The following is a 25,728-nucleotide window of genomic DNA, read 5'->3' as shown; positions in this document are numbered from 1 at the left end:
CCGTAAACCGAAGTTCAGCGATCAACAGGCCAGCACGGGGCAAGTGATCATGCCGCCGGTCATCCCGCGGCGGTCAGCACGGCGAGCCCGTCCACCACGTCGGTGAACAGTCCTCGACGGCGGTAGGAAGCCCGCTGCCGGGCCGCTCCGGTGCCCTGAGCGCGGATGTGCCGCCACTGGCGAACGACCGGCGCGGTGTCGCCGGCGGCGTCGAGCGCCGGGCGCGCCCGCTCGACGAGCAGGTCGACGAGCTCCGCGACCGGACGCTCACGGCCCGTGTACGGGTCCAGGCCGCATCCGGCCAGACCGTGCCGGGCCGCCAGATCGTGAGCCCGCAGGAGACGAGGCCGCACAGGGGCGGGCGGCCCGGGCTGTTGCCCGTCCAGCTCCGCCAGCAGCGTGGAGGCGAGCCCGCGCACGAGGGCCGCGAGCATGACGACGGTGTCGACGTCCGCAATGGAGTCCGCGACCCGGATCTCGAGGGTGGGGACGTGCTCGGACGGTCGGGAGTGCCAGAACACCATGTGCCGGTCGAGCAGCGTTCCCTCCCGTACCAGCTCGGCCACGTGGGTGAGGTATCGAGACTCGTCCAGGTCGGGGGCCGGCCCGACGGTGGGCCACCGGGCGTGCTCGACCGCCCGCCGGCTCGCGAAGCCCGTGTCCCGTCGCAATTCGTACGGCGAGTTGACCGCGAGGGCCTCCAGGACGGGCAGCCACGGCGCCATCCGGCTGGAGAGGGCGAGCGCGAGGTCCCGGTCGAGGGTCCCCACGTGGACGTGGCATGCGCTGAGCAGGCCGTCGACCGAGCTGAAGCGGGAGGCGAACCGCTGTCCTATGCGTTCGTACCGCTCGCCGTCGGTGATCGTCAACGGACGCTCGGGTGGCAGCACCGGGGTTCCGGTCGCCACGGGCAGGCACTGCTCGGCCCGTGCGGCCTCCCGCACCACGTAGCGCAGCCCGACGAGTTCGTCCCGCAGGTCCGCGCAAAACGACACGGGCTTCGACGCGGTCTCCACCTGAGCGTTGAAGAACTCGGGCTGCACCTGATCACCGAGCTGCCTGCCGGCCGCCCGGATCACGTACGGGCCGCGGTCGACCGGGGCGCGACCACCCCGGTCCACGAGCACGAACTCCTCTTCGACCCCCACCGTAAGGATCTTCATGCCTGCTCCTCGCGTCGGCCCGCGGCTACCCCGTCCGCGCGCGCCCATCCGCGGGGAACCCGCGGGTCCGCGTGTGGCCCGGCCACAGCCGGGTACCCGCGCCGCGTGAGTGCCAAGAGACTCATCAGACCGCCCGGCGTCTACGTACCCCAGGCCGACACGGCATTGCTCATGGACTGCCTGGCCGAGGAAGAGCTGGGACCGGGCGACCGCACACTCGACCTGTGCACCGGCACGGGCGTCGTCGCCATCGCGGCCGCGCGCAGAGGAGCGGAGACCACGGCGATCGACATCTCCGGCGTCGCCCTCGCGGCGGCGCGGTGCAACGCCCGCCTCCACGGATCGCACCTCCGGCTCAAACGCGGTGACCTGGCGACGCCGGTCGAGGACGAACGGTTCGACGTCGTGACGGCCAATCCGCCCTACGTGCCCGCCGCTTCGACGCGTGCCCCGAGGCGGGGCCCGAGCAGAGCATGGGACGCGGGGCCGGACGGCCGACTTCTGCTCGATCGCATCTGCAGTGCCGTGCCCTCCCTCCTGGCGCCGAACGGAGTGCTGCTGCTCGTCCAGTCCTCGCTCGCGGGTGTGGAGGCCAGCCTCGAGGGGCTGAGCCACACGGGGATTCCCGCCGTGGTGGTCGCCAGGCGGCGGCAGCCGTTCGGTCCCGTGATGACGGCGCGTGCCGCCTGGTTCGAGGAGAAGGGCCTGGTGGCGCCCGGGGTACGGAGCGAGGAGCTCGTGGTGATCCGCGCGGTGAACGACTCGGCCCGCATGCCGGTTCCGTTGTCGGGCAGTCGCCGGGTGACATCGGCGACCGGAGCGGAGGAAGCGGCATGAGCACCTCTCGTGCGGGACAGCAGGGCGTGGCGCGTGCGGGGCGACAGGGTGCGGGGCAGCAGGCTGCGGCGTGGCAATGGCCACGGGCCACCGGAGCGCCGCGCGTCGTCGCCGTAGAGGGAGGACCGCTGCTGATCGAGGGCCCGGTGGAGATCGTTCTCCCCGACGGGGCGACCCGCATGTGCGAACGGCCCGTGATCGCCCTGTGCACGTGCCGTCGCAGCCTCCGCATGCCGTTCTGCGACACCAGCCACCGTCGCCGCAACCGCGGGGCGGCCAGGTTCCCCTCGCGCGCCGCCACGACAGCTCAGGCAGGTGCCGAGGGGGCGAAGCAGGCCGAGGAGGCCTGACATGACGTCGACGCAGACCATCGGGACGCAGAACGCCCCGAGCCCGGGGCTGCCGCCCCCGCGCGGGGAGTTGTCACAGGCTGTGGTCGCCTTCCTGCTCGCCGGGGGACGCCCTCTCCCGGACGGCCGGGAGGCCGCGGACGCCGATCCGCTGGGCGAGGACATGCAACTGGCCCTCCATCTGACGTACGAACTGCATTACCGAGGCTTCGCCGGCGTGCCCGACGACATGGAATGGGATCCGGAACTCCTGCGCCTGCGCGGGGTCATGGAGCAGCGGTTCGAGCAGACGCTGCGTGACCGATGTGGACGATACGGGAGCGTGGACGAGGCGTTCGAGGCGATCCTGACCGTCCCGTCCGACGTAAGCGGGGTCGGTCAGTTCCTGCTCCGCGCGGGCACGCCGGCCCATCTGAGGGAGTACGCGGTCCTGCGCTCGGTGTACCAGCTCAGGGAGGCGGACCCGCACCTGTGGGTGGTGCCCAGGCTCTCGGGCCGTGCCAAGGCCGCGATGATGGCCGTGGAGTTCGACGAGTTCGGCTGCGGGCGGGCGGAGCGCATGCACGCCCGGCTCTATGCCGACCTCCTGCAGGACCTGGGACTCGACTCCACCTACGGCGGCTATCTGGACTTCGCCGGCCGCGAGGCACTCGCCACGGTCAACCTGATGTCTCTCCTCGGCCTGCACCGCGCACGCCGCGGCGCCCTCGTCGGCCACTTCGCCGTACTGGAGGCCACCTCGTCACCGGCGGCGTCCTGGATGGTCGCGGCGATGCGGCGGCTCGGCGCCGGGGAGGCGGCGATCCGGTTCTACGACGAGCATGTGGAGGCGGACGCCGTGCACGAACAGCTCGTACGCAGAGAGGTCGTCGGCGGCCTGCTCGACGACGAGCCGGGACTCGCCGGCGACGTCGTGTTCGGCATCGAGGCGACGGACCTGCTGGAGAGCACGTTCACCGAGACGGTCACCGCAGCGTGGGAGGCCGGCACGACGGCACTCCGACGCCCCCTGCCGCTCGGCGGGTGAGGAGGAGGCCGGGATGACACCCCGCAACGACGAACGACTTCAAGGCGCGGCCCTGTTCGACCTGGACGGCACCCTGGTCGACACCAACTACCTCCACGTACTCGCCTGGTGGCAGGCGCTGCTGCAGTACGGACACGAGGTTCCGATGGCACGGATCCACGGGGCCATCGGCATGGGGGCCGACCGGCTCCTCGACAAGGTACTCGGGGACGACCGCGACAAACGGCAGGACGAGTCCGTCGCCGACGCCCACGGCACCCTCTACGCGACCTGGTACAAGGACATCCGCCCGTTCGACAGCGCGGCCGATCTGCTGCGCGCCGTGGCCGCACGCGGGTGGACCGTCGTGCTCGCCAGCTCGGCCAGCGAGGCGGAGGCGTCGGCGGTTCGTCGTCGGCTGGACGCGGAGGACGTGATCGCCGCGGCGACCTCGGGCGGTGACGTGGACAGCACCAAACCCGCCCCGGACCTGGTGGAACGCGCGCTCGACACCGTGGCCGCCGACCCGGAGCGGGCGGTTCTGGTCGGCGACACGGTGTGGGACGTAGAGGCGGCCGCCAGGGCGGGCGTGCCCTGCGTGGCGCTGTTGACGGGCGGGGTGTCGAAGGAGGCCCTGGAGAACTCCGGAGCGGTCGCCGTCTACGACGACGCGGCCACCCTGCTCCGGCACATCGACACGAGCCCACTGTCCCGGCCCCCGTCCTGAGCGGCGGCAGGGGACGAACAGCCGGAGGACTGCTGGGAGGCGCCATGCCGGACCTTGCCGAATTCGCGGATGCGTCGGACGGCACGATGTACGTGGTCACCGCGGCATCCGGCGGGACACGGGCCGGATGTCTCGTCGAATACGCATCGCCCTGCTCGATCGATCCGCCGTACTTCGTCGCCTGGCTGTCGACCGCGAACCGGACGTACGGCGTCGCACGAGACGCCCGCTACCTGACCGTGCACGTGCTCGGCAGGGAGCAGCGGGACCTGGCCGAGCTCTTCGGCGGACAGACCGGCGATGCCGTGGACAAGTTCGCCGAGATCGCATGGCGGGCCGGCCGGGAGGGCAGCCCGGTGCTGTCGGACGTGCGGAGCTGGTTCACCGGCCGGATCGAACGCGTGCTCCCGGGCGGCGATCACGTCGGCTTCGTACTGCTTCCGGTCGAGCACGCGGATCCGGGAGCGGAGCCGCCGCCCGCGCCGCTGCGGCATCGCCACGTCCAGGGCCTGGAGGCCGGTCACGCGAGCGGCGAGCAGCGGGACGGCGACAGTGACCTTGTCCGCATGGATGGGCGTGGACCAGGGCACTAGCCAGTCGCGCCCCCGGGCGCGGACGTAGGACGTGAGTGCGACATGGCGGACTTCGAGTTGATGGACGTGACGCTGGTCTCCGACCGGTTCGGGCGGCTCAGGGTCCCCCTCGAAGGCGACCGGAGGGAGGTCGTGACTCTCCCGGCCGGAGCGGTGGTGAGCACCGTCCTGACGTTCCGGACGGGGCAGGAGGTCGAAGGGCTGAGATTCGTGGAGGAGCGGTTCTGCGACGGCCACCTGATCGCCACGGTCAACAACACGCTCGGCGGGTTCCGCGCGGGCGGTCCGTACGAGCTGCAACTGACGGCCGAGCGATTGCCTGCGGGGCCGGGGAACGTCGGCACGTATGAGGTCGCAGGCCGGTTCCTGGACGGTTCGGGTCGCGAACTCGCCCGCGAGAGCCATCGCTTCCGCATCGTGCCGCCCGGACCTCCGCCCGAGCCCGGATCTCCGCCCGAGACGGACACCTAGCCGGTGAGCAGCTTTCGTGCCGCACTTACGGGAGGAGTGAGCGAGGGATGAGCAAGTCGGCCCGGACGGCCTCACTCCGTCCGGGTCGACCACCAACCTGACGCGGCCGTCACGTGCGACGCCGCATCTTCCCCTTGGCCTCTTCCATCTTGCCCTTGGCCTCTTCCACCGTTCCCTTCACGGTCTTCTCGGTCTCGCCGGCAGCCTGTTTGGCCTGCCCCGCCACCTGGTCCTGTACGCCCTTCATGCGCAGGTCCTGCTTGCCCGTGGCCTCTCCGGCCTTTTCTTTCGCCTTGCCCATGGTTTCCTGGGCCTTGCCGCGAATCTTCTTGCCCTCAGCCACACCGATCAGCTCCTCGGCCCGTCCGACGCCTCCATTGGGAGGCTGCAATGGCGGCTACCCGCCTCACGCCGGGACAATCCGCCTCAGCGGCTTCTCGCTCGGCTCCGGTCCACAAGAGCGACGCCGATCGCGGCCAGCGCGATCTGGATGAGCCATTCGATCCAGTCGACCCCGCTCGTGTCGTCGATTCCGGCCGCGTGAGCAATGGCGGATCCACCCAGTGCGGCCCCGATGCCGATCAGGATCATGAGCCAGACAGGTATGTGCTGCCGGCCGGGGAGAACGAGTCGGCCCAGCAGGCCGATGATGGTGCCGATGACGAGAGCGCTGATGATTCCCGATATTTCCATGGGAACGCCTCCTCCTGAAGTCGTTCGCCATGCAACTTCCCCGTCGCTTGCTGTGCATGCAGAGTGAGGAACAGTCTGTGATATCACGCCGTGCGACTCGTGATGCCTGTCAAGTATCGTGGATATGGAGAGATTTGAACCAGTAACGGGTGTAGATGACAACTTTGGCGGTGAACCGTCACGAATACCGTCCGGAAGCGTAAGAAGGATGACCCCGACGAACCGGCGCCCGAGCGCGACACCGAGTCGGAACCGGGCAGCGAGGCCGAAGGCGAGGCCGAGGACGAGGCCGAATCCGAGACGGACGAGCGCGAAGCCGAAGCCGAGGCCGAAGGCGCTGAGCAGGAATCGGGCGCCGAGCCGGATCGAGTTCCGCCCGCGGATGCGTTGCGTTACGCGGTGGAGCAGCTCAGTGACCTTTTGGGGCGGACGCCCGAATCCGTGTCCGCGCTGAGGCCGACGGATCAGGGCTGGGCGGCGGAGATCGAGGTCGTCGAGCTCGAAAGAATTCCGGAGACCACCAGCGTCATGGCAAGTTATGAGGTTGCGCTGGGCCCGGACGGGCAGTTGCTGGGGTACGAACGCGGCAAACGATATACGCGAGCTCAGGTCGACAAGAAAGAGAGCTGAGCGCGAAGCCGCCCTTTCGACCGCAGGGAGATCGACGTGTCTGTTGTGCAACAGGGCGGCGGAATGCCCGGACAAGGTGGAAGCACCGGAAATCTCTATGACGTGTTGGAGCTGATACTCGACCGCGGGCTGGTGATCGATGCGTTCGTCCGCGTGTCTCTCGTCGGAATCGAGATCGCGAAGATCGACGCCCGCGTGGTCGTGGCCAGCGTCGACACGTACCTCCGCTTCGCCGAGGCGTGCAACCGCCTCGACCTCGAGAGCGGCCGCAATGCTCCCGCTCAGCTGACGGACGTGATGGAGAAGACGACCGAGGGAGGCGCCAAGGGCAAGACCAAGGGCGCACTCACCGGGGCCGTCGAGGCCATCACGGATTCCCTCGGCGGTGGTCGCGACGAAGAGCGCGAGAAGGAACCGCGTCGCGAAGGGAAACGCGGCGACGACCGAGGCCACGAGCGCCGCACGCGGCGTTCCTCCGAGGACGGCGAATAGCGATGGTTCTCTACGTCTACGCGATTACGAAGTCGTCGCACCCGCTCCGTCTGGACGGCCTGACGAGTGTGGGCGGCGAGGAATCGGCCTTGCGTACGGTATGCCAGGAGTCACTGTGCGCTGTCGTGAGCGAGGCTCCTGAACAGATCGAGGTGAAGCGCCCCGATGTGGAGGCGCACCACGAGGTGCAGGAGAGATTGTGGAGCGACGGCGTCACTCTGCCTCTCGGCTTCGGCTTCGTCGCCGAGGACGACGACGCCGTTCGCGCCGTACTCGACCAAGGCGCCGAACAGTTCGCCGAGCGCCTCGAAGAACTCACGGACCGCGTGGAGTTCAACGTGAAGGGAGTCCTGGAGGAGGAGGCGGCCATGCGGCAACTTCTCGAGGAGTCCGAAGACGTTCGTGAGTTGAACGAGGCGACGCGTGACGGCGGTGGGACCTACGACGAACGGCTCCAACTGGGCGAGCTCTTGAGCAAGGGGATGCTGGCCCAACAGGAGGCCCTCGCCGAGTCGGTCCTTGCGGCGCTGAGGCCCTATGCCAGGAGCGAGCGTCTGTCCGAGCCGTCCCAGCAGTACTTCTTGAGTGCCTCTTTCCTGGTCGACCAAGAAGGCGCCGAGGAATTCACGAAGGCGGCCGAGCAGGCGGCCGAAGAGCAGTCCGAGGGCGTCGAGATTCGAGTCCGCGGGCCGCTGCCACCGTACAGCTTCGCCTGACAGGCACCCAGGGAGGCCATCGTGGGTTTGGTGACGGAGATCCTCGCACTGCCCGCCGCGCCGTTCAGAGGGGTCGGTTGGGTCCTGGACAAGGTGGTGCAGGCCGCCGAGCAGGAGTACTACGACCCCGGACCCGTCCAGGAGAAGCTCGCCGACCTCGAACGAGCGCGAGAGGAGGGCCGCGTGAGCGACGAGGAGTTCGACGAACAAGAAGAGCTGCTCCTGCGGCGACTTGAGGAGATCAAGGCGTACCAGCTCCGCAGAGCCGGATCCAACGGCGCGTAGAGACCCGGGCCGGGGGCGAGGAGGGAGAGCAACATCATGAACAACGCCAAGATAGGCACCGCCCTGGTCGGCGGATACGTGCTGGGACGCACGAAGAAAGCCAAACTCGCGTTCGGGCTGGCCATGGCCCTGGCCGGATCGCGGATCAAGCCCGGACAGCTGGGAAAGTCGATCGCGAAGTCGCCCCTCCTGAGCAACGTGAACCAGCAGGTTCGCGGCGAGCTCGTCACCGCGGGCAAGGCGGCGGCGACGACGGTGCTCAACGCGAAGGCCGAGCACTTGGCCGACGCCCTGCACAAGCGAACGGAGGGGCTGCGGGAAGGGGAGCACGAGGACGAGAAGGACCACGAGGACGAACACCCCGACGACAGCGCGGACCACGACGAGGACACGGACGAGGACACGGACGAGGACGCCGGCGAGCGAACAGCCCGAGACGAGGAGAGCAAGCCGTCCGAGGAAGACGAGGAACATGAGTCCCGTCCGCGACGTACGACCTCCTCTCGGCGCAGCGCCTCGACGGCCAAGACCGCGGGGACGGCGAAGTCGCCGGCGAAGAAGGCGTCCAGCGCGTCGAAGGGCACGCGCTCGAGGAGTACCAGGAGGCGGGACGATGCCTGAAGCAAAGGCTTCGGAGCGCGGGACGAAGGGCTCCGAGAGCAGCTCCGGAACGAACCGGCTGGCAGAAGAGTTCGAGAGCTATCTCGAGGCGCGACTGCAGAAGGTGCTCACCGGCGTGAGTCACCGCATAGGCGACGCGGCCGGCAAGCTGGGCGACTCGCACATCGGCCCGGGCCTGGTCCGTGGGGCAGGAAGAAAGCTGGCCGAGCACGCACCGGGCAAGGCCGCGCTCGCTTCGGCGGCCGTGCGCGCCGTGGACACGGCTTCCCACGCCAAGGACACCGCCGCTCACGCCAAGGACGCGATCGCGGACAAGGTGAAGGACGTCACCGGCGCGTCGCACGAGCCGCGCTCCTCGGCGGCGAACGCGGGCCACAAGAGCATGACGGTCATCGAGGACATCGACATCGGCGTTCCCGTGCGCGAGGCGTACAACCAGTGGACCCAGTTCCAGGAGTTCGGGTCGTTCGCGAAGGGTGTCGTATCCGTCGAGCAGGAGGACGAGACGACGACCCAGTGGCAGGTGAAGGTCGGGAAGTCGACCCGGGCGTATAAGGGGACCATCACCGAACAGATCCCCGACGAACGCATCGCCTGGACCTCGGAAGGGGCGAAGGGCACCACGAGAGGCGTGGTCACCTTCCATCCGCTCGGCGAGAACCTCACCAAGGTCCTGCTGGTCATGGAGTACTTCCCCAAGGGCATCGTCGAGAAGACGGGCAACCTCGTGCGTGCGCAGGGCCGGCGTGCTCGGCTCGACCTCAAGGCGTTCCGCAAGTTCGTCATGATGCAGGGCGAGGCGACGGGCGGCTGGCGCGGTGAGATCCGCGACGCCGAGGTCGTCTCCGACACCGACGAGGACGAAGAGACTCCTGAAGAGGCCTACGAGGACGAGGACGAGGGAGAAGAGGCCGAGGACGAGGAAGGCGACGCGGAGCCCGAGGACGAGGACGAAGTGCCGGAGGACGAGGAAGAAGAGGACGAGGAAGAAGAGGACGAGGAGGACGAGGAGGACGAGGACGAGGAGGAAGAGGAGGAAGAGGAAGAGCCGGAGGACGAGTACGAGGAAGACGACGAGGGCGAGGAAGAGGAAGAAGCCGACGAGGCCGGGGCCGAGGAGACGGACGAGCGACCCCGTAGCCGTCGAAGCCGGAAGAGCTGACGCCCAGGGAGCGAGGTCGAATCCGTCGTGGATGCATCGGACTCCGAAGGCCCCTCGGTCGCGCGCTCCCTGACGCCTTACGGTCAGCAGCAGAGTGCGAACCTCGCTGACATCTTGGAACGCGTGCTGGACAAGGGCATCGTGATCGTCGGAGACATCCGGATCAACCTGCTCGACATCGAGCTGCTGACCATCAAGCTCAGGCTCCTGGTCGCCTCGGTCGACAAGGCCAGGGAGATCGGGATCGACTGGTGGGAACACGATCCCGCACTGTCCTCGCGGGCCGGCCATCAGCAGGAGCTGAAGGAGGAGAACGAGCGGCTGCGCGCCGAGGTCAAGTCACTCCGCGCCCGTTCCGAATCCCGGTCGGAGCTGCCGGAAGGACCGAGGAGCCGCCGACGCCGTACCTCCGAGGCGGACGAGCAACGGGCCGCCCCCGAACGCAGAAGCCGACGACGGGAGTCGGACGGCAAGAAGACCCGGGCCCGCGACGAGTCGGACGCCGAAGCCGAGACCGAGGAGCGGCAGGACTGACGTCATGGACGGAGAGCTGAGCTACGCGTACGCCGTCGTACGCCCCACCGCATCCCTGGAAGCGGAGGTGCTGCGGGGCATCCGAGGTGTCGCGTCAGGGCCGGTGAGGATCGTCCGGGCGGGGGAAGCGGCGGCCGCGGTCGGTTCCGTACCGGAGAGCGACTTCTCCGAAGCGGCGCTCAAGGTCCACCTGGAAGACCTCGACTGGCTCGAACGCGTGGCACGGGCGCACCACAGCGTCGTGGAGCTTCTCGCGACGCACACCACCGTCCTCCCGCTGCGGCTGGCGACGGTCTACCTGGACGACGAGCGCGTGCGCGAGGTTCTGCGCCGCGGGGAATCGATGTTCGACCGCATGCTGGACCGGTTCGCCGACCACGTGGAGTGGGGGGTGAAGGTCTACGCCGAGGTTCCCCAGGGCTCCGCCGGGCGGGACGACGACGACACGGACGTTCCTGACCCCGGCCGGGCCTACCTGCGTCGCCGCAGGCAGCAACGCGAGGACAAGGGAGCCGCCTGGTCCGCCGCTGCCGAGGCGGTGCGCAGGATCGAGGTCGAGGTGGCCGAAGTGGCCGAGGAACGTGCGCGGCACCGACCCCAGCAAGGTCAACTCGCTTTCGGAGCAGGGGAGAACGTGGCCAACGACTCCTACCTGGTGCCCCGTACACGCTCCGACGAGTTCCGTGAACGCGTCCTGAGGTCGGTTCAGGACGTGAGCGGGGTCCGGGTCGAGATCACCGGGCCGTGGGCTCCCTACTCGTTCGCGGTTCTCACGGGACCGGAGGCGCCGGAAGAGGTGCGTCGGTCGTGACGAGGCACGAGACGGGGCACGTGGCGAGGCACGACGAGAACGCGCTCGCAGACCGGCAGGTGGCACTCATCGACCTCCTGGACCGGCTGCTGAGCGGGGGAGTGGTGCTGACCGGCGACCTGGTCCTGTCGATAGCGGACATCGACCTGGTCAAGATCTCCCTGCGTGCCGTCATCGTCGCGGCCCAGGGGGACGACCAGTGGGCCCTGACGTCTCTCATGCCGGGCGTGCAGGAAAACGCGCCGCAGGAACTGGAGGGTCCGCGCCGTGACCGGCCGCTCTGACCGTCCCGACCACGCGGGAGGCGATCGCCGTCGCGAGGTGGCCGATGCCGCGCAACGCGCCTTCGCCTTGCTCCCGGCGCGCACGGACGATCTTTCGGCGGTCGACGGAGGGGCGCGGCGTCCTGCTCGGCGTGTGTACAGCGACCCGGAGACCGTGGAGCGTGATCTCGTCCAGCTCGTCCTGACCATCGTCGAGCTGCTACGGCAGTTGATGGAGCGTCAGGCACTGCATCGTGTGGATCAGGGCGACCTGACCGATGAGCAGGAGGAAAGGCTCGGCCTGACGCTCATGCTGCTCCACGACAGGATGGTCGAGCTCTGCGACAGCTACGGTCTCACCCTGGAAGACCTGAACCTCGATCTCGGCCCACTCGGCCCCCTTCTGCCGCCCTGACGACCCCTCGGCCCCCGCGCACGCCCGTCGCGCCTCTCGGAGGCGCGACGGGCGTCGACGGGTGAAGGTGCCTCACCAGCGGTACCAGCGGGCGCTGCTCCCGCTGCGGAAGAAGAATCCCAGTACCCAGAGGACGAGCACGGCGATGGCGATGTACCACAAGGCCTCGACGGCGAAGCCCGTGCCGAAAAGCACCAGGATCAGCAGCAGTACGAGTAGCAGTGGAAGCATGACGGACCTCCTCGGTCCCCACGGGAGGCGGACATCGCCCGGATCCCTCGAGTTGTTTCAGCCGTACCGGCGGTCGGGACGGCCCTGGGCGTCGGGAGGCCTGTCGGGCAAGTTGCCACAGTCCTCGGTGAACTCCCTGACACGGCCCACTCGGCGCTCGCCTTGAGCGTGTAGTGCGCCGCTCGTCGGACGCTTGCGCGGCTACCCGGCTTCGACGGAAGTAATCCGGCGTCGGGGAGGGGAGTGCGTCGACGCGGACGGGTGGGGCCGGCGGGCGTCGTTTCCGACGAGGTGCGCGGGGCACTCGCCCGGCGGAGGCAATCGGGACCGAGGAGGGCGACATGACCGGGCAGGAAGGACGTCGCCGCCGGCCGCGGACGTACGACCGCCGTGGCACGGAGAACGCCGGCGGGCGCGCTGACCCCGCCGACGCGGGCGGACACGCCGCCAAACGCCAGAGCCCCGGCATAGGCCGTGAGGAGCAGATACGTCCGCACCCCCCAGAGGACCACCCTCGCGAGACCGGCGAACAGTCGTGAACCGGAGGAGGGGCGGCGGATCCCATGCCTCGTACGGCGCTCATCGTGATCGACATGCTCAACGCCTACGCGCACGACGACGCCGAGGCTCTGGTCCCGTCCGTCCGTGAGTCGCTCCCCGGGATCACCATGCTCTTGAGGCACGCCCACGCCAGTGAGTCGCCTGTCATCTATGTGAACGACAACTTCGGGGAGTGGCGCTCCCATCACGGAGAGATCCTGGAAGCCGCCCTCGCAGGCCGGCACGGGGAGCTCGTGGAACCGATAGCCCCGGACGAGAACGCGTTGTTCGTGGTCAAGGCTCGGCACTCGATCTTCTTCGAAACCCCTCTGGCCTACCTCTTGGGTCAACTGGGGGCCGAGCGCCTGGTCCTCTGTGGGCAGGTCACCGAACAGTGCGTGCTGTACTCCGCTCTGGACGCTCACATCCGGCACTTCGAGGTCGTCGTGGCGGCCGACGCGGTGGCCCACATCGACGCCGCCCTGGCCGAGGCGGCGCTGCGGATGATGAGCCGCAACATGTCCGCAGAGGTCTGCGACGCGGACGGCATCACGTTCGACGCGCGGCTGGATTGAGGCGGGGAGGCGCCGACGGATACGGCCCCGGGTACCCCGGGGCCGTATGGGCTGACGGGCCGCCCTCGCGTCGAGGTGGGTCGGCACGGCCCGAGGCGAATCGGTCCATCGGCATCAGGGCGTGGCATGCTCGACCTATGGAGGGCGATTTCGTCGTCTCCAACGCCGGCGTCGGCGCGACACCCGAGACGCTGGCGTTGGCGAAGGTCGTCTCGAGACTGCGTGCCGAGGTCGTGGACCTCGAGAATCTCGCGTCGATGACAGCCGTCCTAGAAAGGGCCAAGGGCGTGCTGATGGCCCAGGAGGCCGTCACGCCGGACGCTGCCTACCAGCTGCTGCTCGACCGCGCCACCGACCACCGGCGCACCCTGCTGGAGGAGTGCTGGATCACCCTGGGCCGGACCGGCGCAGTCGCGGTGACGCCGTCACCGCAGGCCTCTGCACCACCGCCGTTCGCCACCGGGACGGTGCGGGCCGCGCCGGAGGAGCCGGACCCTTCGGCGTTCCGTACCAGTCGTTACGCCGGCGAGGGCGGCCCATCGGCGGGTCATCGCACGCTCCTCGCCGGCTTGGCCCGGGACCTGGCGGAAGCCCGCACCCCGAACGAGATCGCTCAGGCGCTCCTGACCGGGCTGGCCGGTGCCGAGGACATCGACGCGGTGATGATCTATACGGTGGCCACTGCCGGGAGCCTGAACCTGATCGGGTCCGCCGGCATCGGTGAGGTCATGGCCGAGCAGTGGAACCACATCCCTCCGCTCAGCGGTATCGCCGCGATGGAGGCCATCGCGACCGGGCGAGCGGTGTGGCTCGAGGACCAGGACGCTGACGCCACCCGGTATCTGCTGATCGGCGATCCGCCCGAGCGGTGGCCCACGCGCGCCTGGCTGCCCGTTCCCCGCAACGGGGCGGGGACCGCGGTCATCGGGTTCTTCCGCAACCGGCCGGGACCCTTCGGCGTCCGTACCCGGACCCTGCTCAGGCGAGCCGTCAGGCTCTGCGGCGGGCCCCTGCACGATGACGTGAGCCCGCACGCGCAGGCCCCCGTTCCCGGTGAGGTCGACGAGATCCAGAAGATCTTCGACGCACTGTCGGGACCGGCGATCCTGCTGACCCCCTTGCGTTCCCGGACGGGCGAGGTGGAGGACTACCGGATCGACGCGGCGTCGCCGGAGTCGCAGGACGTGGCCGGGCGGCGCGGCAAGGAACTGGTGGGCACTCGGATACTGGAGAACTACCCGACGGTGGCGGGCACCGCGCTCTGGGAGGGGTATCTGGACGCGCTGACCATGGGGGAGGTGTACGAGGGAGAACCCTTCGTCTACGAGGAGGTGACCGCCGGAAGGCCGCGGCAGTCCGTGTACTCGGTCCGGGCGTCCAGGCTGGGCGAGCGCCTCGTGGTGTCCTGGACTCGTCACGACACCACCGAACGGGAGATCCGCAGGCTGGACGACCTGCAGCGGCTCGGCAACCTCGGTTGGGCGAACTGGAATCTGGTCACGGACTCGGTCACCTGGTCCGACCAGGTCTACACCATTTTCCACCGCGACCCCGCCCAGGGACCCATGCGGCTGGAGGAACTGCCCGGACACGTCCTGGCGGAGGACCTGCCGGGGCTGGCCGCGGCGGTTCAACGGCTGCTGGGTGATGGTGAGGCCGTCGACCACAACTTCCGCATCGCCACCGAGAGTGGCGTGCGCCATCTCATGATCGTCGCGGAGGCACAACGAGATGCGGACGGCAGCCCGTTGGAGGTGCACGGCTTCTTCCAGGACCTGACCGCGCAACGGGACGCCGAACTGGCCCTGCGCGAGAGTGAACGCGCCAATCTCGTCCAGCGCGGCATGCTGAAGGCCGAACGCGCCCTCGGTGCCAGGCTTCAGGACACCCTGCTCCCGATCCCGGAGCAGTCACTGGAGCTGGCCGGTCTGCACGTCGACGTCGCCTACGTCCCGGTCGACCGTGGGTTGAACGTCGGAGGCGACTGGTACTCCGCGATCGAACTTCCCGACGGCAGCGCGCTGTTCGTCGTCGGAGATGTCGCCGGTCACGGTCTTGCGGCTGTGGGCACCATGGCCCAGCTGCGGTTCACCGCCAAGGGTATGACGATCACCGGTTCACCCCTGCCCGACGTGCTCGGCCGGCTCAACTCCCTCTTGATCCACACGGCTACGGATGCCCAGAGCGCAACCGCCACGATGGTCATGGCGCGCTATCAGCCCTCGGACCACCGTCTGATGTGGGTGCGGGCGGGCCACCTCCCTCCGTTGCTGATTCGCGAGGGTGAGGCGCGCTACCTCCCCCAGCCGGAGGGCGCTCTCCTCGGCGCCGCGGCCGACGCCGCCTACGAGCAGAGTGAGACCGCCCTGCTCCCCGGCGACCACCTGTTCCTCTACACGGACGGCCTCGTGGAGCAGCCGGGAGAGGACATCGACGCCGGCCTCGCCCAACTCGCCGATACCGCGCTCCGGCTCGTGCGGGAAGGGCCGAGCGAAAGGCTGGCCACGAGCCTCGCGGCCCTGCGGCTCGGAAAACGGGACGACATCTGCGTCCTGGAGATCCACGTACCCGAACTGCCCTGACCCGGCCCGGGAGACATCCCGCGACCACCGTCCACGAGCGTCACACCAGCATGGAAGAATTCCCGCGATGACAGACGAACACGGACCCGACGGCGATCTCTACGTGCTGTGGCACGCGCGCCATCTCGCGGTGGAGCAGGACGAACGGGTCATCCATCTCGATGCGGACGGAACCATCCACCTGGACGAGGAGGAGTGGAGGATCATCGGCATCTACCCGGACCAGGCAGTCGCGCAGAGGCAACTGGAGATCTCCAGGAAGCTTCCAGGGTTCCAGGACGAACCTGATTGTTTCGAGATCGCACCCGTGACGGTGGACGAGGATCTGTGGAACCAGGGGTTCGTCACGGTGTACCCCGAAGGGCTTGGGCGAGACTGATGGACCGGATGCTCTACCTCCTGGTGCACAGGCATCACTTCGCGGACGAGGCGGGTGCTCCCACCACCGTCGACTTCATGGAAGACGGCGAGCCCCTCTTCTGGGACGACAGCGAGGACAGCTTCACGTTCCTCGGCCTGTATTCGAGCCGGCAACGGGCGGAACAACGCATCGACCAGGCGCGCACCCTACCCGGGTTCAGGGACCATCCCGACGGCTTCCACGTGCACGAGTACGCCGTGGGTCAAACCCACTGGGCCGAAGGGTTCCTCGTCGGCGAACAGACCGACAGCTGAGCAGCCACCACCGCCTCCAGCCGCCCTCGTCCTGTCACACAGGCAGCCAGTCCGGCCACCAGGGCGGGGCGTTGTCCGGGGCGCAGGCGGTGACTCCTACCGGATAGTCGGCGGGAGCGTTCAGCGTCGCCATGAGCACCCAGTAGACGCACAGCGTGGCGATCACGGCCACCCCGGCGGCGAGCAGCAGTCCCCTTCCGCCGAGCACCCCGAACGCGATGGCCCAGATCAGCGCGACGACCACCCAGACGGCGAAGAAGACGGGAATCAGGGACCAGAAATTCGCTGATGCGTTGACTCCTATTTCGCACTCGTCCCAGGCTCTCGCAAGCATCGTCATCCCGCCGTAGCCGGCTATGGCCCCCATCACGGGACCGAGCACGCAACCGACAAGGCGACGGGCAGCCTGCGCATCTCCGGACAATTTCTGATTCTCCATTCCGAACGGGATCGCCGGGCGCCCCACCGCGTGGGGCGCCCGGCTCGGTTCCTAGTAGTACGGGGAGTGCGGCGCCCTGCCGAGCCTCGGCTGGGTGTTCCGATACTGCAGGTCAGGATATTCGCTGAGCTGACCGATGACGCCTTGGACGCCGGTCTGGAACTCCTGGAACGTCATATCGGCGCCGTACTTGTCGTACATGTCGATTCCGGCCTGAACGGTCAGGACGTCACCGGGGTCGGTCCTGCCGACCGCGCCGCCGAAATCTGCCTCGGCGCCGGCGTGCAGAGCTCCGCCGGTGAATCCGGCGGCCCGGCCGATGAATCCGTAATGGATGTTCGACCAGACGTCGTAGAAGAGTTCCGCGTCCGAGCCGGGAATCTTGAAGTACAGGTCGTCCGCGTTCTCGCCGGACAGCCCGAACTTACTCCTGAGCTTGGGCTTGTGATCCCAGATCGAACCGGAAGCGACACTCGCCCCCCAGAGGCCGAGCGCGGTGAACTGGAGCGACCTCCCCTTGAAGTCCTCACCGCGCTTGAAGGCCGACTCGAACTTCGACACGAGATCCTGGAGCTTGTCGAACCGTGGAGTCGTCTGGTTGAACATCATCTCGTTGTAGATGTACTTCTGCGACTCCGTGTACATGTACTCCTTGTAGTCGGCGGAGAGTTCTCCCCCCTCACTGTGCACGATGCTGGCGTAGTTGCTCCCGTAGCCCGTGACCTTGGTGCCGCCCTCACAGGTGTACATGCCGGAAGCGCACTCTGCGAGCTGGTGGCCGTCGAGTTCGATACGGCTGACAGGGTTGCCGCCGGTGAAGGCGTACCTGTTGCTGGTGTACGGGTCTGTGCCGAGGCCCATGTCGTCGAGGGCGCCGTTGAACATGTCCCGGGTGGTGAAGCGGTTGAGGCCCGGGTTGTAGTCGCGGAAGCCCATGTCGTAGGTGCCGGACTGGGCGTCCCAGCGCTTCGCGTTGTAGCGGTAGGGGTTGTACTCCTCCTTGGTGGGGTCGCCGGCATCCGGCTTGTCGATGCCGGTGAACTCGGAGGTGTCGTCCTTGCCGTAGGCGGTGTAGCCGTAGGTGGCCTTGGTGTCACCGTTGCCGTCGGTCAGCGTCTCGACGTCGGAGTGGCTGTTGTAGCCGTAGTAGCCGTCCTCCGTCGAGCCGTCGCTGTTGTGCTTGACCTGGGAGAGCCGCTCGCCCCACGGGCTGTACTGGAACGACTTGGTCAGCACGCCCGCGACTTCCTCGTTCAGAACCTCCGTGGAGAGACCGAGGTACGTGAAGTCGGTCTTCTTGCCGTCCGCCGTCTTGGAGGAGGTGCGGTCGAGCGGGTCGAACGTGTAGGTGGTGGACTTCATCGCGCCGCCGCCGTCCCGCTGCTGGGACTCGACGACGTGGTCGAAACCGTCGTACACCTTCCGCTCGACGACCGTGCCACCGCTGGTGACGGACTCCTGACGGCCGAAGGGATCGTAGTTGTAGTCGGCCGTCGCTCCTCCGCTGGTGGCGCGCAGCAGCCGGTTGCGGTCGTAGGTGAACGACGTCGAGACGTTCTTGACCGTCTGGCTGATGACGTTGGCGTTGTTGTCGTGGACGTAGGTGTCCGTGCCGGCGCCGTTGCCGGTCTTGACCGACCGGGCGAGCCGCTCCACGGGGTCGTAGCTGTAGTCGGTGGTGGAGTCGAGATAGGCCGCGTGGTTGTCGGCGTTCATCTTCTTCGCCACGTCCTGCGCCTTGTTGCCGTTGGCGTCGTACGTGTACGTGTGCGAGGAGACGAGAGTGCCGTTCGGCTTCTTCTCGGTCTGGCTCTTGAGCGCGCGGTCGAGGTAGTAGGTGTAGTCGACGGTGTTGCTGTTGGGCTTGGTCTCCTTCAGCTTCAGCCCGCGGTCGGTGTACGTGTAGCCGGTGACCTTCGGCGAGGCGTCGGTCGGCGTCTTGCCGACGGAGACGGTCTTGACCAGATCACGCAGGTCGTAGGTGTACTTGGAGAACTGGTCGGGGTGGGTGACCGTCTCCGGCCGGCTGTTGACGTCGTAGGTGTAGGAGGTGGACTTCTTCTCCTGGCCGGCGAGCGCCTCGGTCACCTTCTGCACCTGGTTCAGGCCGGTGTAGGCCACGGTGTAGGCGTCGATCTTCGCACCGGAGGAGGTGTCGTCGATCGAGGTGAGGTTGCCGTTGACGTCGTAGGCGTAGGCGAAGTCCTGCTTCTCGCCGTCGGTCTCACCGGTGGTGTCACGCACCAGCTTGACCCCGTCGGCGACGACCTTGCCGCCGCTGTTCTGGAACAGCTGGAGCTTGGCCAGGTTGCCCTGGGTGAAGGCGAACGAGCCCAGCGGGACCCAGGTTCCGGCGCCGGTGGCCTGGCTGATCGTCTTGTCCGTGGTGCCGGTGGAGTGCGTGACCGTGTACTTGGCGGTCGTCGCGGCCCCCGTCACCTGCGGGAACTTGACGTAGGCGGTGTAGGTGCCGTTCTTGGGGATGTTCAGCGTCCAGGTGAACGCGTCCGTCCCGGTGCCGGCGGCGTGGACCTGGTGGTCGTAGCCCTGCTGGTCGGCGGCTGTGGCCTTGGTCCAGGTGCCGCTGTAGCTGGTGTTCTGGACGTCGGAGTTGTCCACGAGCGGCACCGCGCTGCCCACCGGAACGCCGTCGTCCGTACGGGACTTGAGCTTGCCGTCGGGGTAGTACGACCAGCCCATCGTGCGGGTGGACGAGCCGCCCGCCGAGGTCAGGGTCCGGGCGGTCTGCTTGCCGATCTCGTCGTAGCCGTAGCTGGTGACGATGTCCCAGGGGTCGGTGGTCTTCCTGGTCCAGCCGTTGTCGAAGTACTCGTAGGTGGTGTCGTTGCGGACCGTCTGCCCCTCGGACGGCGGCAGCGAGGTCTTCTTGACCCGGCCGACCTCGTCGTAGACCGTCTCGGTGTAGACGTTCGGGCTGTTGTAGCGAGCGTCCGCCGGGTCGTACGGCTGGAACTGCTTCACCGGCCGGTTGAGCTTGTCGTACTCGGTCCGCGAGGCGAAGTCGTCCGCGTTCGCCGTGTCCACACCCCGCGGGGTGATCACCTTGGTGGCGTTGCCGACCTGGTCGTACTCGAACTTCGTCGTCCGGTAGGTGATGCCGGGGCTGGTGCCCGTGTGCGGGACCTTGACCTGGGTCTGCTTGCCCCGGCCGTCGTACGTGACCAGGGTCTCGTTGTTCTCCGCGTCCGTGGTGGAGACGACCAGCGAGTCCTTGTCGTAGGACTGCCTGGTCGACTTGCCGGCCGCGTCCGTGACCGTGACGACCCTGTGGTTCAGGTCGTAGGCGGTCTTGGTCGTGTAGTCGGTGGTGTCGGCGGTCGCGTTCTTCCTTGGATCGATGACCGTGACCGCGTTGCCGACGTTGTCGTACTCGTACGAGAGCTTGTCACCGGCCGCGTTGACCACGCTGGTGAGCTGGTAGATCTCGTCGTAGTAGGAGGTCGTGAGGTAGTCGTTCGGGTCCGCCGTGGTCGCGGTGCCCTTCGGCTCCGTGGTCGTCCTCAGGTGGCCGGTCTTGTCGTACGTGTAGGCGGTCTTCCGCTCACCGGAGGTGGCCGTGTCCTTCGGGGCCGTCGCGGTGACGACCTGGTCCGCGGCGTCGTACACCGCGGTGGACACCGCTCCGTTGGGAGCCGTGGCGGAGGTGACGTTGTCGTTGGCGTCGTAGACCGGGGCCGGCGTGGTGATGAGGACACCGGCGGTCTGGTCCTTGGGCACGGTCCGGACCATCGGACGGCCGAACGTGTCGTACGTCTGCGTGGTCTTCTTGCCCAGCGCGTCGGTGACCTCACGGACCTGGCCGCGCTCGTCGTAGACGAACGACGTCGACTTCAGCAGCGCGTCGGTGATCGTGTCCGGGAAACCGGTCGGACCGAAGCCGCTGTTGGTCGTCGGGTTGCCGTTGGCGTCGGTCGTCCTGGTCAGCTGACCGTACGCGTTGTACTCGTGCTTGGTGGTGTAGTCGTCCGGCACACCGGTGGTCGCGACGCCCAGCGGGTCGGTGACCGTGGTCAGGTTGCCGTAGTTGTCGTAGCCGAACTGCCAGGCGCGCCCCTCAGGGGAGGACTTCTTCGCCAGGTCGGAGGAGTAGCCGTCCAGGCGGGTCCGGTAGTCGTACGTGAACGCGTTCGCCGGGTGGACGCCGGGCGCGCAGTCGCCCGGCGCCGGGATGCCCGCCTTGTTGTTCTCGGCGTCGCGCCGCCAGAGCGGGTAACCGGTCTTCTGGTCGTAGCAGTACGCGGTCCTGGCGCCGTTGGCCTCCTCGAGGAACGTGACGTTGTTGTCCGCGTCCCAGGCCAGCTTGGTGGTCTGCGACTTGGCGTTGGTGGTCTGCACCGCACGGCCGAAGTCGTCCGTCACGTACTCGGTCGCACGGTTCTCGGCGTCGGTGATCTCCGTGTCGGTGAACTTGGAGTTCGTGGCATCGGCCGCGTACGCGAAGCCGGTGGCGCCCTGCAGACGGTCGGTGATCGTCTTGGTCCACCAGTGGTACTTCGGGTCGTCACCGGTCTGCGGCGCGTGGTAAGCGAGACGCGTGTCGTTGCCGCGCGGGTCGGTGACCTCGACCAGCTTGACGTTCTTGTTGCCCTGCGTGGCGTCGTAGGTGAAGGTGAAGTCCTTCGGCGCTCCGTTGGTGGAGCCGACGCCGTCGGTCAGCCGGCCCAGCAGGCCCTTGTCGGTGTAGAAGAACCCGATCTTACGGCCGGAGATGTCCGTCATGGACTTCACGTGGTCGTAGATCTTGGAGTTGCTGAGGTTGTTGCCGGTGGCCTTCTGGCCCAGGTCGTTGATGTACTCGTAGGTCCCGTCACCCTTCTTGAAGTACTCGACCGTGAGGCTCTGACGCCCCGTCGGGTCGGTGATGTAGGTGAGGAACTTGGTCGGCTTGTTGTTGGACTTGCGCTCCTCGTACGTGTACGTCTGCGTGTTGCCGTTCTTGTCCACGACGGAGGTCAGGTAGCCGTCGCAGCCGAACAGGAACCGGGTGCCGTCCGGACGGGTCAGCGTCCAGGCGTCCGGGATCGGGTCCTTGTCCGGGGTGCAGTCGAGACCCGGCAGCGCGGTCAGCCGGTAGTGGACACCGGCCGGGGCCTTCCAGGTGCCGTCCGGCTGCTTGCTGAACACGTGGGTGGTGCCGTCGCCGTCCGGGAGGCGGATCTCCGTCGGGTGGGGCTTGGGGTGGAACTCCAGCGGCGCGCCGAGCCGGATCGGACCGGCCGCCTGGCCGGACCAGCCGTGACCCAGGACCGTGTCGGAGGTGTCCAGGCTGTTGTAGGCGAGACGGGCGAACGTGGTGATGCCGCGTCCGGGGTTGGAGAAGGCGTTGTACTGCCAGACGCTGTTGCCCGACGCCGTGTTGTTCATGACGGACGAGCCCGCGCCGGTGTTCTTGCCCGCGTAGGAGTAGAACTTCTCCAGGCCGAGCTGGTTGGACGTCGGGTCCTCGACCGCGACGTTCTGCTTCAGACCCGGAATGCCGGCGGTGCCCGAAGCCCATGTGCCGGCGGTCTTGTTGAAGACGTCCCAGGTCAGGACGTAGTCGGTGCGCTTGTTGCCGTTGTCCGAGTTGATCGGCGTCTTGACCTGGGCCTGGAGGGAGACGCTGTCGCCGGGGGTGACGTTGCCGGACAGGGCGGTCTGGATCTGGTTCCCGCCGTTGGTGACGTCGGTGCCGTCCGGCAGGGTCCACCTGTAGGTGAGGACCTGGTCGGCCGCGTTCCACGTGGCCGCGGTGGTGTTGGTGAGGTCGAAGTCGACCGTGTAGGTCGTGTTCGGCGTCATCCGCGCCGGGGTCTGCGGTGCGTAGTACGTCGACTCGGTGGTCGAGTCGACGTACGTGACGAGGATCTTCGGGTGGAGCCGCGGCTCGGCGCCCTCGGAGGACAGGAACAGGGTCCGTTCCTGTTCGGTCGCCTCGTTGGCCATCTTGACGGCCACGCCCTTCTGCGAGGCGGGCGTGGTCACCCAGGACTGGGCCAGGGAGGTGATGTTCCAGTCGTGGCGGGCCGGGTCGTTGCTGAGCGTGCCGATCGTGTCCGCCACCGGCGCGCCGACGTCACCACCCGCGGTGGTCCAGCTGGTGGTCGCGTTCGCCTTCAGCCAGGTGGCGGTCTCGTCGAAGTCCCTCGTCAGCGGGCGCAGTTCGTAGATGCCCCCGGAGGCCGTCGTGGCGGTCTGGGTGCCCCACATGCGCACCTTGGCGTCCAGCACCCGGGCCGTGGTGGGGATGCCGAGGGCGGGGAACTTCAGCAGGGTGCGGGTGTCTCCGTACGTCGCGGAGTTGTTGCCGACGGTGACCCAGGACTGCGGGCCGCCGTCCTGGATGGTGTCGTGCGCCGTGGTCGACTCGAACGACGACAGGGTGGTGTCCTGCGTCGCGGCGAGCACCTTCGTGGTCCGGCCCGCCTTCGGCAGCCGTACCAGCTGCGTCGGCGCACCGACGACCTGCCCGTCCTTCGTCTTGACCGCGACCATGTAGTAGTACGCCCGGCCGAACGGATCCGGGTCGTCCGCCTTCGTGGGCGTCGCGGTGGTGTCGGTGAACGACGTCGTGCCCGGCGCGAGCGGGGACACCAGCGTCGTGGCCGACGGGGTGAAGGTCTGGTAGATCGAGCGGTGGACCTGGTACTCGACGAGGTCGTCACCGGTGGCGGTCGACGGGTCGACGTACCCGGGCCAGTTCAGCTCCGCGCCCGTGTCGTGGATCGTCGTCGGCGCGGCCAGGTTCACGCCCTGTCGGCCGAAGGTCAGGACGAGCTTCGGGTAGTTGGCGGTCTCGCCGCCGTAACCGAACTCGCTGCCCTCGTACCGCGGTCCGCCCTTGGGGCCGTTGGCGGACTCGTCGCCGGCCTTGATGACGAAACCGTGGTTGGTGTTGGTGCCGTCGATCCAGGACTGCACGGTCTTGGTCACCGGGAAGGTGTGCCAGGTGTTCAGCTCGCCCGGCTTCTTGGTGACCACACCGCCCTTGGTGAACCGGACCGCGTCCGCGATCACCGCGGTGGTCGTGGACGCGGGGCCGTCGCCGAGGACGACCTTGCCCAGGGTGCCCGCCTTGAACGGGTGGGTCCCCAGCGTCTTCCAGATTCCCGTGCCACCCAGCTGCTGGTCGACCGAGTACGCCTTGGTCCCGCCGTTGTGGGTGATGGTGTAGGGAACGTTGGTGGGGCGGTCGGTGGCTCCGACCCAGTGCGCCTCGACCTGGTAGTCGCCGTCCTCGGGGAGGTTCGGCTGCCAGGTGTAGGTGTCACCCGCAACGCTGTCCTTGTTGTAGTGGTAGTCGCTGCCGACCGCGTACTGCGTCAGCGTCGAACCCGACGCCGGCCAGGAGCCGACCGCGGCGGTCGTCCCCGAGTCGCCGTCGTCCACCACGACCGCGGTGCCGGACAGCTCGCCCGTGATCGCGTTCGCGTTGTTCCACGTCGCCTGGTCCTCGGCCCACGCCTGCGTGGCCCGGTGCGCCTCCAGCTGCACCTCGGTGTCGTTCGCGGTGTGCGTCTGGTCGTAGTACAGCTTCAGGTCGGCGGTGTCGAGCTTTGTCCCGGCCGGGACGCCGGTCAGCGGGAACCGGAGCAGTGCTCGGGAGGAACCGGTGCTGGTGTTGCCCACCGACAGACGCCAGTTGTCGTCGTAGTTCGATGTCGGTCCGTCCGAGGAGATCATCACGTCCTGGGCCGTGGTCGGCGTCGGAGCGATGGAGATCGTCGGGTCGATCGTGACCGGATACTGCCGCTCCGGCGCGGCCAGCCACTTCGCGTCCGGTGTGACGGTCAGCTTCCAGCCCTTGCCCGCCCGCGTGAGCTTCTGCGTGACCGCGGAACTGTACCCGGTGCCGTACGGCGAGGAGGCGTTCTTCTTCGTGTCTGTCATGAACGCGGCCGGAATGACGAGGACCGGATCCTCGCCCTCTCCGTAGAACCGGACCGAGCCGTCCTTGCCGGCCTTCGGCGTCAGCCCACCGGCATCCAGCGTGAACGTGAACGACACGGGTCCTGAGGGCCGCGTGTCGAGAACGATGTTCTCCTTCACCCGTCCCGGCCCGACCTGGTACGACAGATCCGCACCGGCCACCGCGTCCTTGTAGGTCACGGTGTCGCCCTTGGCGACGGGGGCGAGCGTGCCCGCGCCTTCCAGGCCCAGGGTCACCACGTGACCGTCACCGGATTCGAACCGCAGCAGCCTCGCCGCATCCGCGCCGAACGAACTCTGCGCGATGTTCGTCGTGTTGGTGAAGACGAAGCCCTCGGCGTCGGTCGGGACGACCGTCGGGTCGATGTCCTTCCACGACTTCGCCGACCGGTACGCGGTCGGCGTCGCCGACACCTCGGCCTGCACCCGCCCGTCGGACAACTTCCAGTACCGGGCGTTCGCCGTACGCCTGCCCGTCAGTTCCCCGACGCGCTTCGCCTTCCCGGCCGCCTTGCCCCGCGGCAGCTTCTCCCGGCTCGGCAGCACCGGAGTCCCACCGGTCGACGGCTCGTCCAGCCCGTCCGAATCGCCGTCGTCATCCGAGAACCAGCCCGCGAAGGCGTCGACGACACCCTCGCCGCCATCAGTTGAAACCGGTGCCGCATAAGCGACTTGTGGAAGCATGGTGCCGACGATCGTCGAAACCACGAGGCAGGCTATCGCCCGCCCGTATGTCACTTTCACGCCAATCCCTTCTTCGGCACCCTTCCCGCGCTGGGCGAAAGAGGTGCGCCGACCCCGCCGGCGCGGACAATCCGTCGCCGGTCGTGGCAAACCTGACCTCGACCGGAGCGCCTCAGGGCATGGCGAACCAGGCCACCTTCCGCATGCGGGAAAGCGGCCGCGCCAGAGGCGTGCCGATCACGGCGGGGGGATCCTCATCATGTTGCTGATGAGCCGTCAACCGATAAGGCATACAGGGCATTTC

At 68.1% G+C, this 25,728-nt stretch carries 26 protein-coding genes; 20 read left to right on the top strand and 6 right to left on the bottom strand.

Going from position 1 to position 25,728, the window contains the following annotated elements:
* Positions 1–59: 59 nt before the first annotated feature.
* Complete coding sequence (locus R2D22_RS03005) at positions 60–1,163, bottom strand: carboxylate-amine ligase (RefSeq protein WP_318100990.1); 1,104 nt, start codon at positions 1,161–1,163, stop codon at positions 60–62.
* Positions 1,164–1,268: 105 nt separating this feature from the next.
* On the opposite strand from R2D22_RS03005, the gene R2D22_RS03000 reads away from it, so the two are divergent.
* From R2D22_RS03000 to R2D22_RS02975, 6 genes are read left to right on the top strand one after another with little or no spacing between them, the layout of a single operon-like run.
* Complete coding sequence (locus R2D22_RS03000) at positions 1,269–2,000, top strand: HemK2/MTQ2 family protein methyltransferase (RefSeq protein ID WP_318100988.1); 732 nt, start codon at positions 1,269–1,271, stop codon at positions 1,998–2,000.
* Entirely contained in the window at positions 1,997–2,350 is a 354-nt protein-coding gene (locus R2D22_RS36075) for a CDGSH iron-sulfur domain-containing protein (RefSeq protein ID WP_411976965.1), read from the top strand. Before R2D22_RS03000 ends, R2D22_RS36075 begins: the two co-directional genes overlap by 4 nt.
* Position 2,351: 1 nt before the next feature.
* Positions 2,352–3,377: an iron-containing redox enzyme family protein gene (locus R2D22_RS02990; RefSeq protein ID WP_318100986.1), complete on the top strand. Its 1,026-nt coding sequence runs from the start codon at positions 2,352–2,354 to the stop codon at positions 3,375–3,377.
* A 13-nt stretch (positions 3,378–3,390) separates the two neighbouring features.
* Positions 3,391–4,083 (top strand): HAD family hydrolase, encoded by a 693-nt coding sequence (locus R2D22_RS02985; protein WP_318100985.1) that lies wholly within the window; start codon positions 3,391–3,393, stop codon positions 4,081–4,083.
* A 44-nt stretch (positions 4,084–4,127) separates the two neighbouring features.
* Entirely contained in the window at positions 4,128–4,676 is a 549-nt protein-coding gene (locus R2D22_RS02980; RefSeq protein WP_318100984.1) for a flavin reductase family protein, read from the top strand.
* A gap of 42 nt (positions 4,677–4,718) precedes the next feature.
* Entirely contained in the window at positions 4,719–5,147 is a 429-nt protein-coding gene (locus R2D22_RS02975) for a hypothetical protein (RefSeq protein ID WP_318100983.1), read from the top strand.
* A gap of 109 nt (positions 5,148–5,256) precedes the next feature.
* Here the strand turns inward: R2D22_RS02975 and R2D22_RS02970 are convergent, their stop codons facing one another.
* Positions 5,257–5,490: a CsbD family protein gene (locus R2D22_RS02970; protein WP_318100981.1), complete on the bottom strand. Its 234-nt coding sequence runs from the start codon at positions 5,488–5,490 to the stop codon at positions 5,257–5,259.
* Between the two features lie 83 nt (positions 5,491–5,573).
* Entirely contained in the window at positions 5,574–5,840 is a 267-nt protein-coding gene (locus tag R2D22_RS02965) for a GlsB/YeaQ/YmgE family stress response membrane protein (protein ID WP_318100978.1), read from the bottom strand.
* 399 nt (positions 5,841–6,239) lie between these two features.
* On the opposite strand from R2D22_RS02965, the gene R2D22_RS02960 reads away from it, so the two are divergent.
* From R2D22_RS02960 to R2D22_RS02915, 10 genes are read left to right on the top strand one after another with little or no spacing between them, the layout of a single operon-like run.
* Positions 6,240–6,470, top strand: coding sequence for a gas vesicle protein GvpO (locus R2D22_RS02960; protein ID WP_318100976.1), 231 nt, complete (start codon positions 6,240–6,242; stop codon positions 6,468–6,470).
* Between the two features lie 36 nt (positions 6,471–6,506).
* Positions 6,507–6,962, top strand: coding sequence for a gas vesicle protein GvpJ (gene gvpJ / locus R2D22_RS02955; protein WP_411976964.1), 456 nt, complete (start codon positions 6,507–6,509; stop codon positions 6,960–6,962).
* 2 nt (positions 6,963–6,964) lie between these two features.
* Positions 6,965–7,678 carry a GvpL/GvpF family gas vesicle protein gene (locus R2D22_RS02950; RefSeq protein WP_318100973.1) on the top strand — a complete coding sequence of 238 codons (714 nt, stop codon included), beginning with the start codon at positions 6,965–6,967 and terminating at the stop codon, positions 7,676–7,678.
* 21 nt (positions 7,679–7,699) lie between these two features.
* The gene (locus tag R2D22_RS02945; protein WP_318100971.1) at positions 7,700–7,963 is read left to right on the top strand and encodes a gas vesicle protein GvpG; all 264 of its coding nucleotides are present in this window, start codon (positions 7,700–7,702) and stop codon (positions 7,961–7,963) included.
* Positions 7,964–7,999: 36 nt separating this feature from the next.
* Positions 8,000–8,584: a hypothetical protein gene (locus tag R2D22_RS02940; RefSeq protein WP_318100969.1), complete on the top strand. Its 585-nt coding sequence runs from the start codon at positions 8,000–8,002 to the stop codon at positions 8,582–8,584.
* Positions 8,577–9,746 (top strand): SRPBCC family protein, encoded by a 1,170-nt coding sequence (locus R2D22_RS02935; RefSeq protein ID WP_318100967.1) that lies wholly within the window; start codon positions 8,577–8,579, stop codon positions 9,744–9,746. The genes R2D22_RS02940 and R2D22_RS02935 overlap by 8 nt, the downstream gene beginning before the upstream one ends.
* Positions 9,747–9,773: 27 nt before the next feature.
* Positions 9,774–10,280 carry a gas vesicle protein gene (locus R2D22_RS02930; RefSeq protein ID WP_318100965.1) on the top strand — a complete coding sequence of 169 codons (507 nt, stop codon included), beginning with the start codon at positions 9,774–9,776 and terminating at the stop codon, positions 10,278–10,280.
* A gap of 4 nt (positions 10,281–10,284) precedes the next feature.
* Positions 10,285–11,091, top strand: a complete 807-nt coding sequence (locus tag R2D22_RS02925; RefSeq protein WP_318100962.1) for a GvpL/GvpF family gas vesicle protein — start codon at positions 10,285–10,287, stop codon at positions 11,089–11,091.
* Positions 11,092–11,111: 20 nt separating this feature from the next.
* Positions 11,112–11,375 carry a gas vesicle protein gene (locus R2D22_RS02920; RefSeq protein ID WP_318109556.1) on the top strand — a complete coding sequence of 88 codons (264 nt, stop codon included), beginning with the start codon at positions 11,112–11,114 and terminating at the stop codon, positions 11,373–11,375.
* Positions 11,359–11,769: a gas vesicle protein K gene (locus R2D22_RS02915; RefSeq protein ID WP_318100960.1), complete on the top strand. Its 411-nt coding sequence runs from the start codon at positions 11,359–11,361 to the stop codon at positions 11,767–11,769. The genes R2D22_RS02920 and R2D22_RS02915 overlap by 17 nt, the downstream gene beginning before the upstream one ends.
* Before the next feature lie 72 nt (positions 11,770–11,841).
* Here the strand turns inward: R2D22_RS02915 and R2D22_RS02910 are convergent, their stop codons facing one another.
* Positions 11,842–12,000 (bottom strand): hydrophobic protein, encoded by a 159-nt coding sequence (locus R2D22_RS02910; protein WP_318100957.1) that lies wholly within the window; start codon positions 11,998–12,000, stop codon positions 11,842–11,844.
* Between the two features lie 563 nt (positions 12,001–12,563).
* On the opposite strand from R2D22_RS02910, the gene R2D22_RS02905 reads away from it, so the two are divergent.
* The 4 genes from R2D22_RS02905 (at position 12,564) to R2D22_RS02890 (ending at position 16,372) form a co-directional block, all read left to right on the top strand.
* A complete protein-coding gene (locus R2D22_RS02905; protein ID WP_318100955.1) occupies positions 12,564–13,115 on the top strand; it encodes a cysteine hydrolase family protein in 552 nt (183 codons plus the stop codon).
* 137 nt (positions 13,116–13,252) lie between these two features.
* Positions 13,253–15,697, top strand: coding sequence for a SpoIIE family protein phosphatase (locus R2D22_RS02900; protein ID WP_318100954.1), 2,445 nt, complete (start codon positions 13,253–13,255; stop codon positions 15,695–15,697).
* A gap of 67 nt (positions 15,698–15,764) precedes the next feature.
* The gene (locus R2D22_RS02895; protein WP_318100952.1) at positions 15,765–16,076 is read left to right on the top strand and encodes a hypothetical protein; all 312 of its coding nucleotides are present in this window, start codon (positions 15,765–15,767) and stop codon (positions 16,074–16,076) included.
* Positions 16,076–16,372: a DUF7336 domain-containing protein gene (locus R2D22_RS02890; RefSeq protein WP_318100951.1), complete on the top strand. Its 297-nt coding sequence runs from the start codon at positions 16,076–16,078 to the stop codon at positions 16,370–16,372. Before R2D22_RS02895 ends, R2D22_RS02890 begins: the two co-directional genes overlap by 1 nt.
* Positions 16,373–16,406: 34 nt before the next feature.
* Here the strand turns inward: R2D22_RS02890 and R2D22_RS02885 are convergent, their stop codons facing one another.
* Together R2D22_RS02885 and R2D22_RS02880 are read right to left on the bottom strand one after the other, a co-directional pair.
* Positions 16,407–16,706: a hypothetical protein gene (locus R2D22_RS02885; RefSeq protein ID WP_318100950.1), complete on the bottom strand. Its 300-nt coding sequence runs from the start codon at positions 16,704–16,706 to the stop codon at positions 16,407–16,409.
* A gap of 156 nt (positions 16,707–16,862) precedes the next feature.
* Complete coding sequence (locus R2D22_RS02880; protein ID WP_318100949.1) at positions 16,863–25,424, bottom strand: golvesin C-terminal-like domain-containing protein; 8,562 nt, start codon at positions 25,422–25,424, stop codon at positions 16,863–16,865.
* Positions 25,425–25,728: the final 304 nt, after the last annotated feature.

Origin of the sequence: Streptomyces sp. HUAS YS2 (assembly GCF_033343995.1) — a bacterium.
GTDB classification, from domain to species: Bacteria; Actinomycetota; Actinomycetes; order Streptomycetales; family Streptomycetaceae; genus Streptomyces; species Streptomyces solicathayae.
This window is presented reverse-complemented; position numbering and strand designations above follow the sequence as displayed.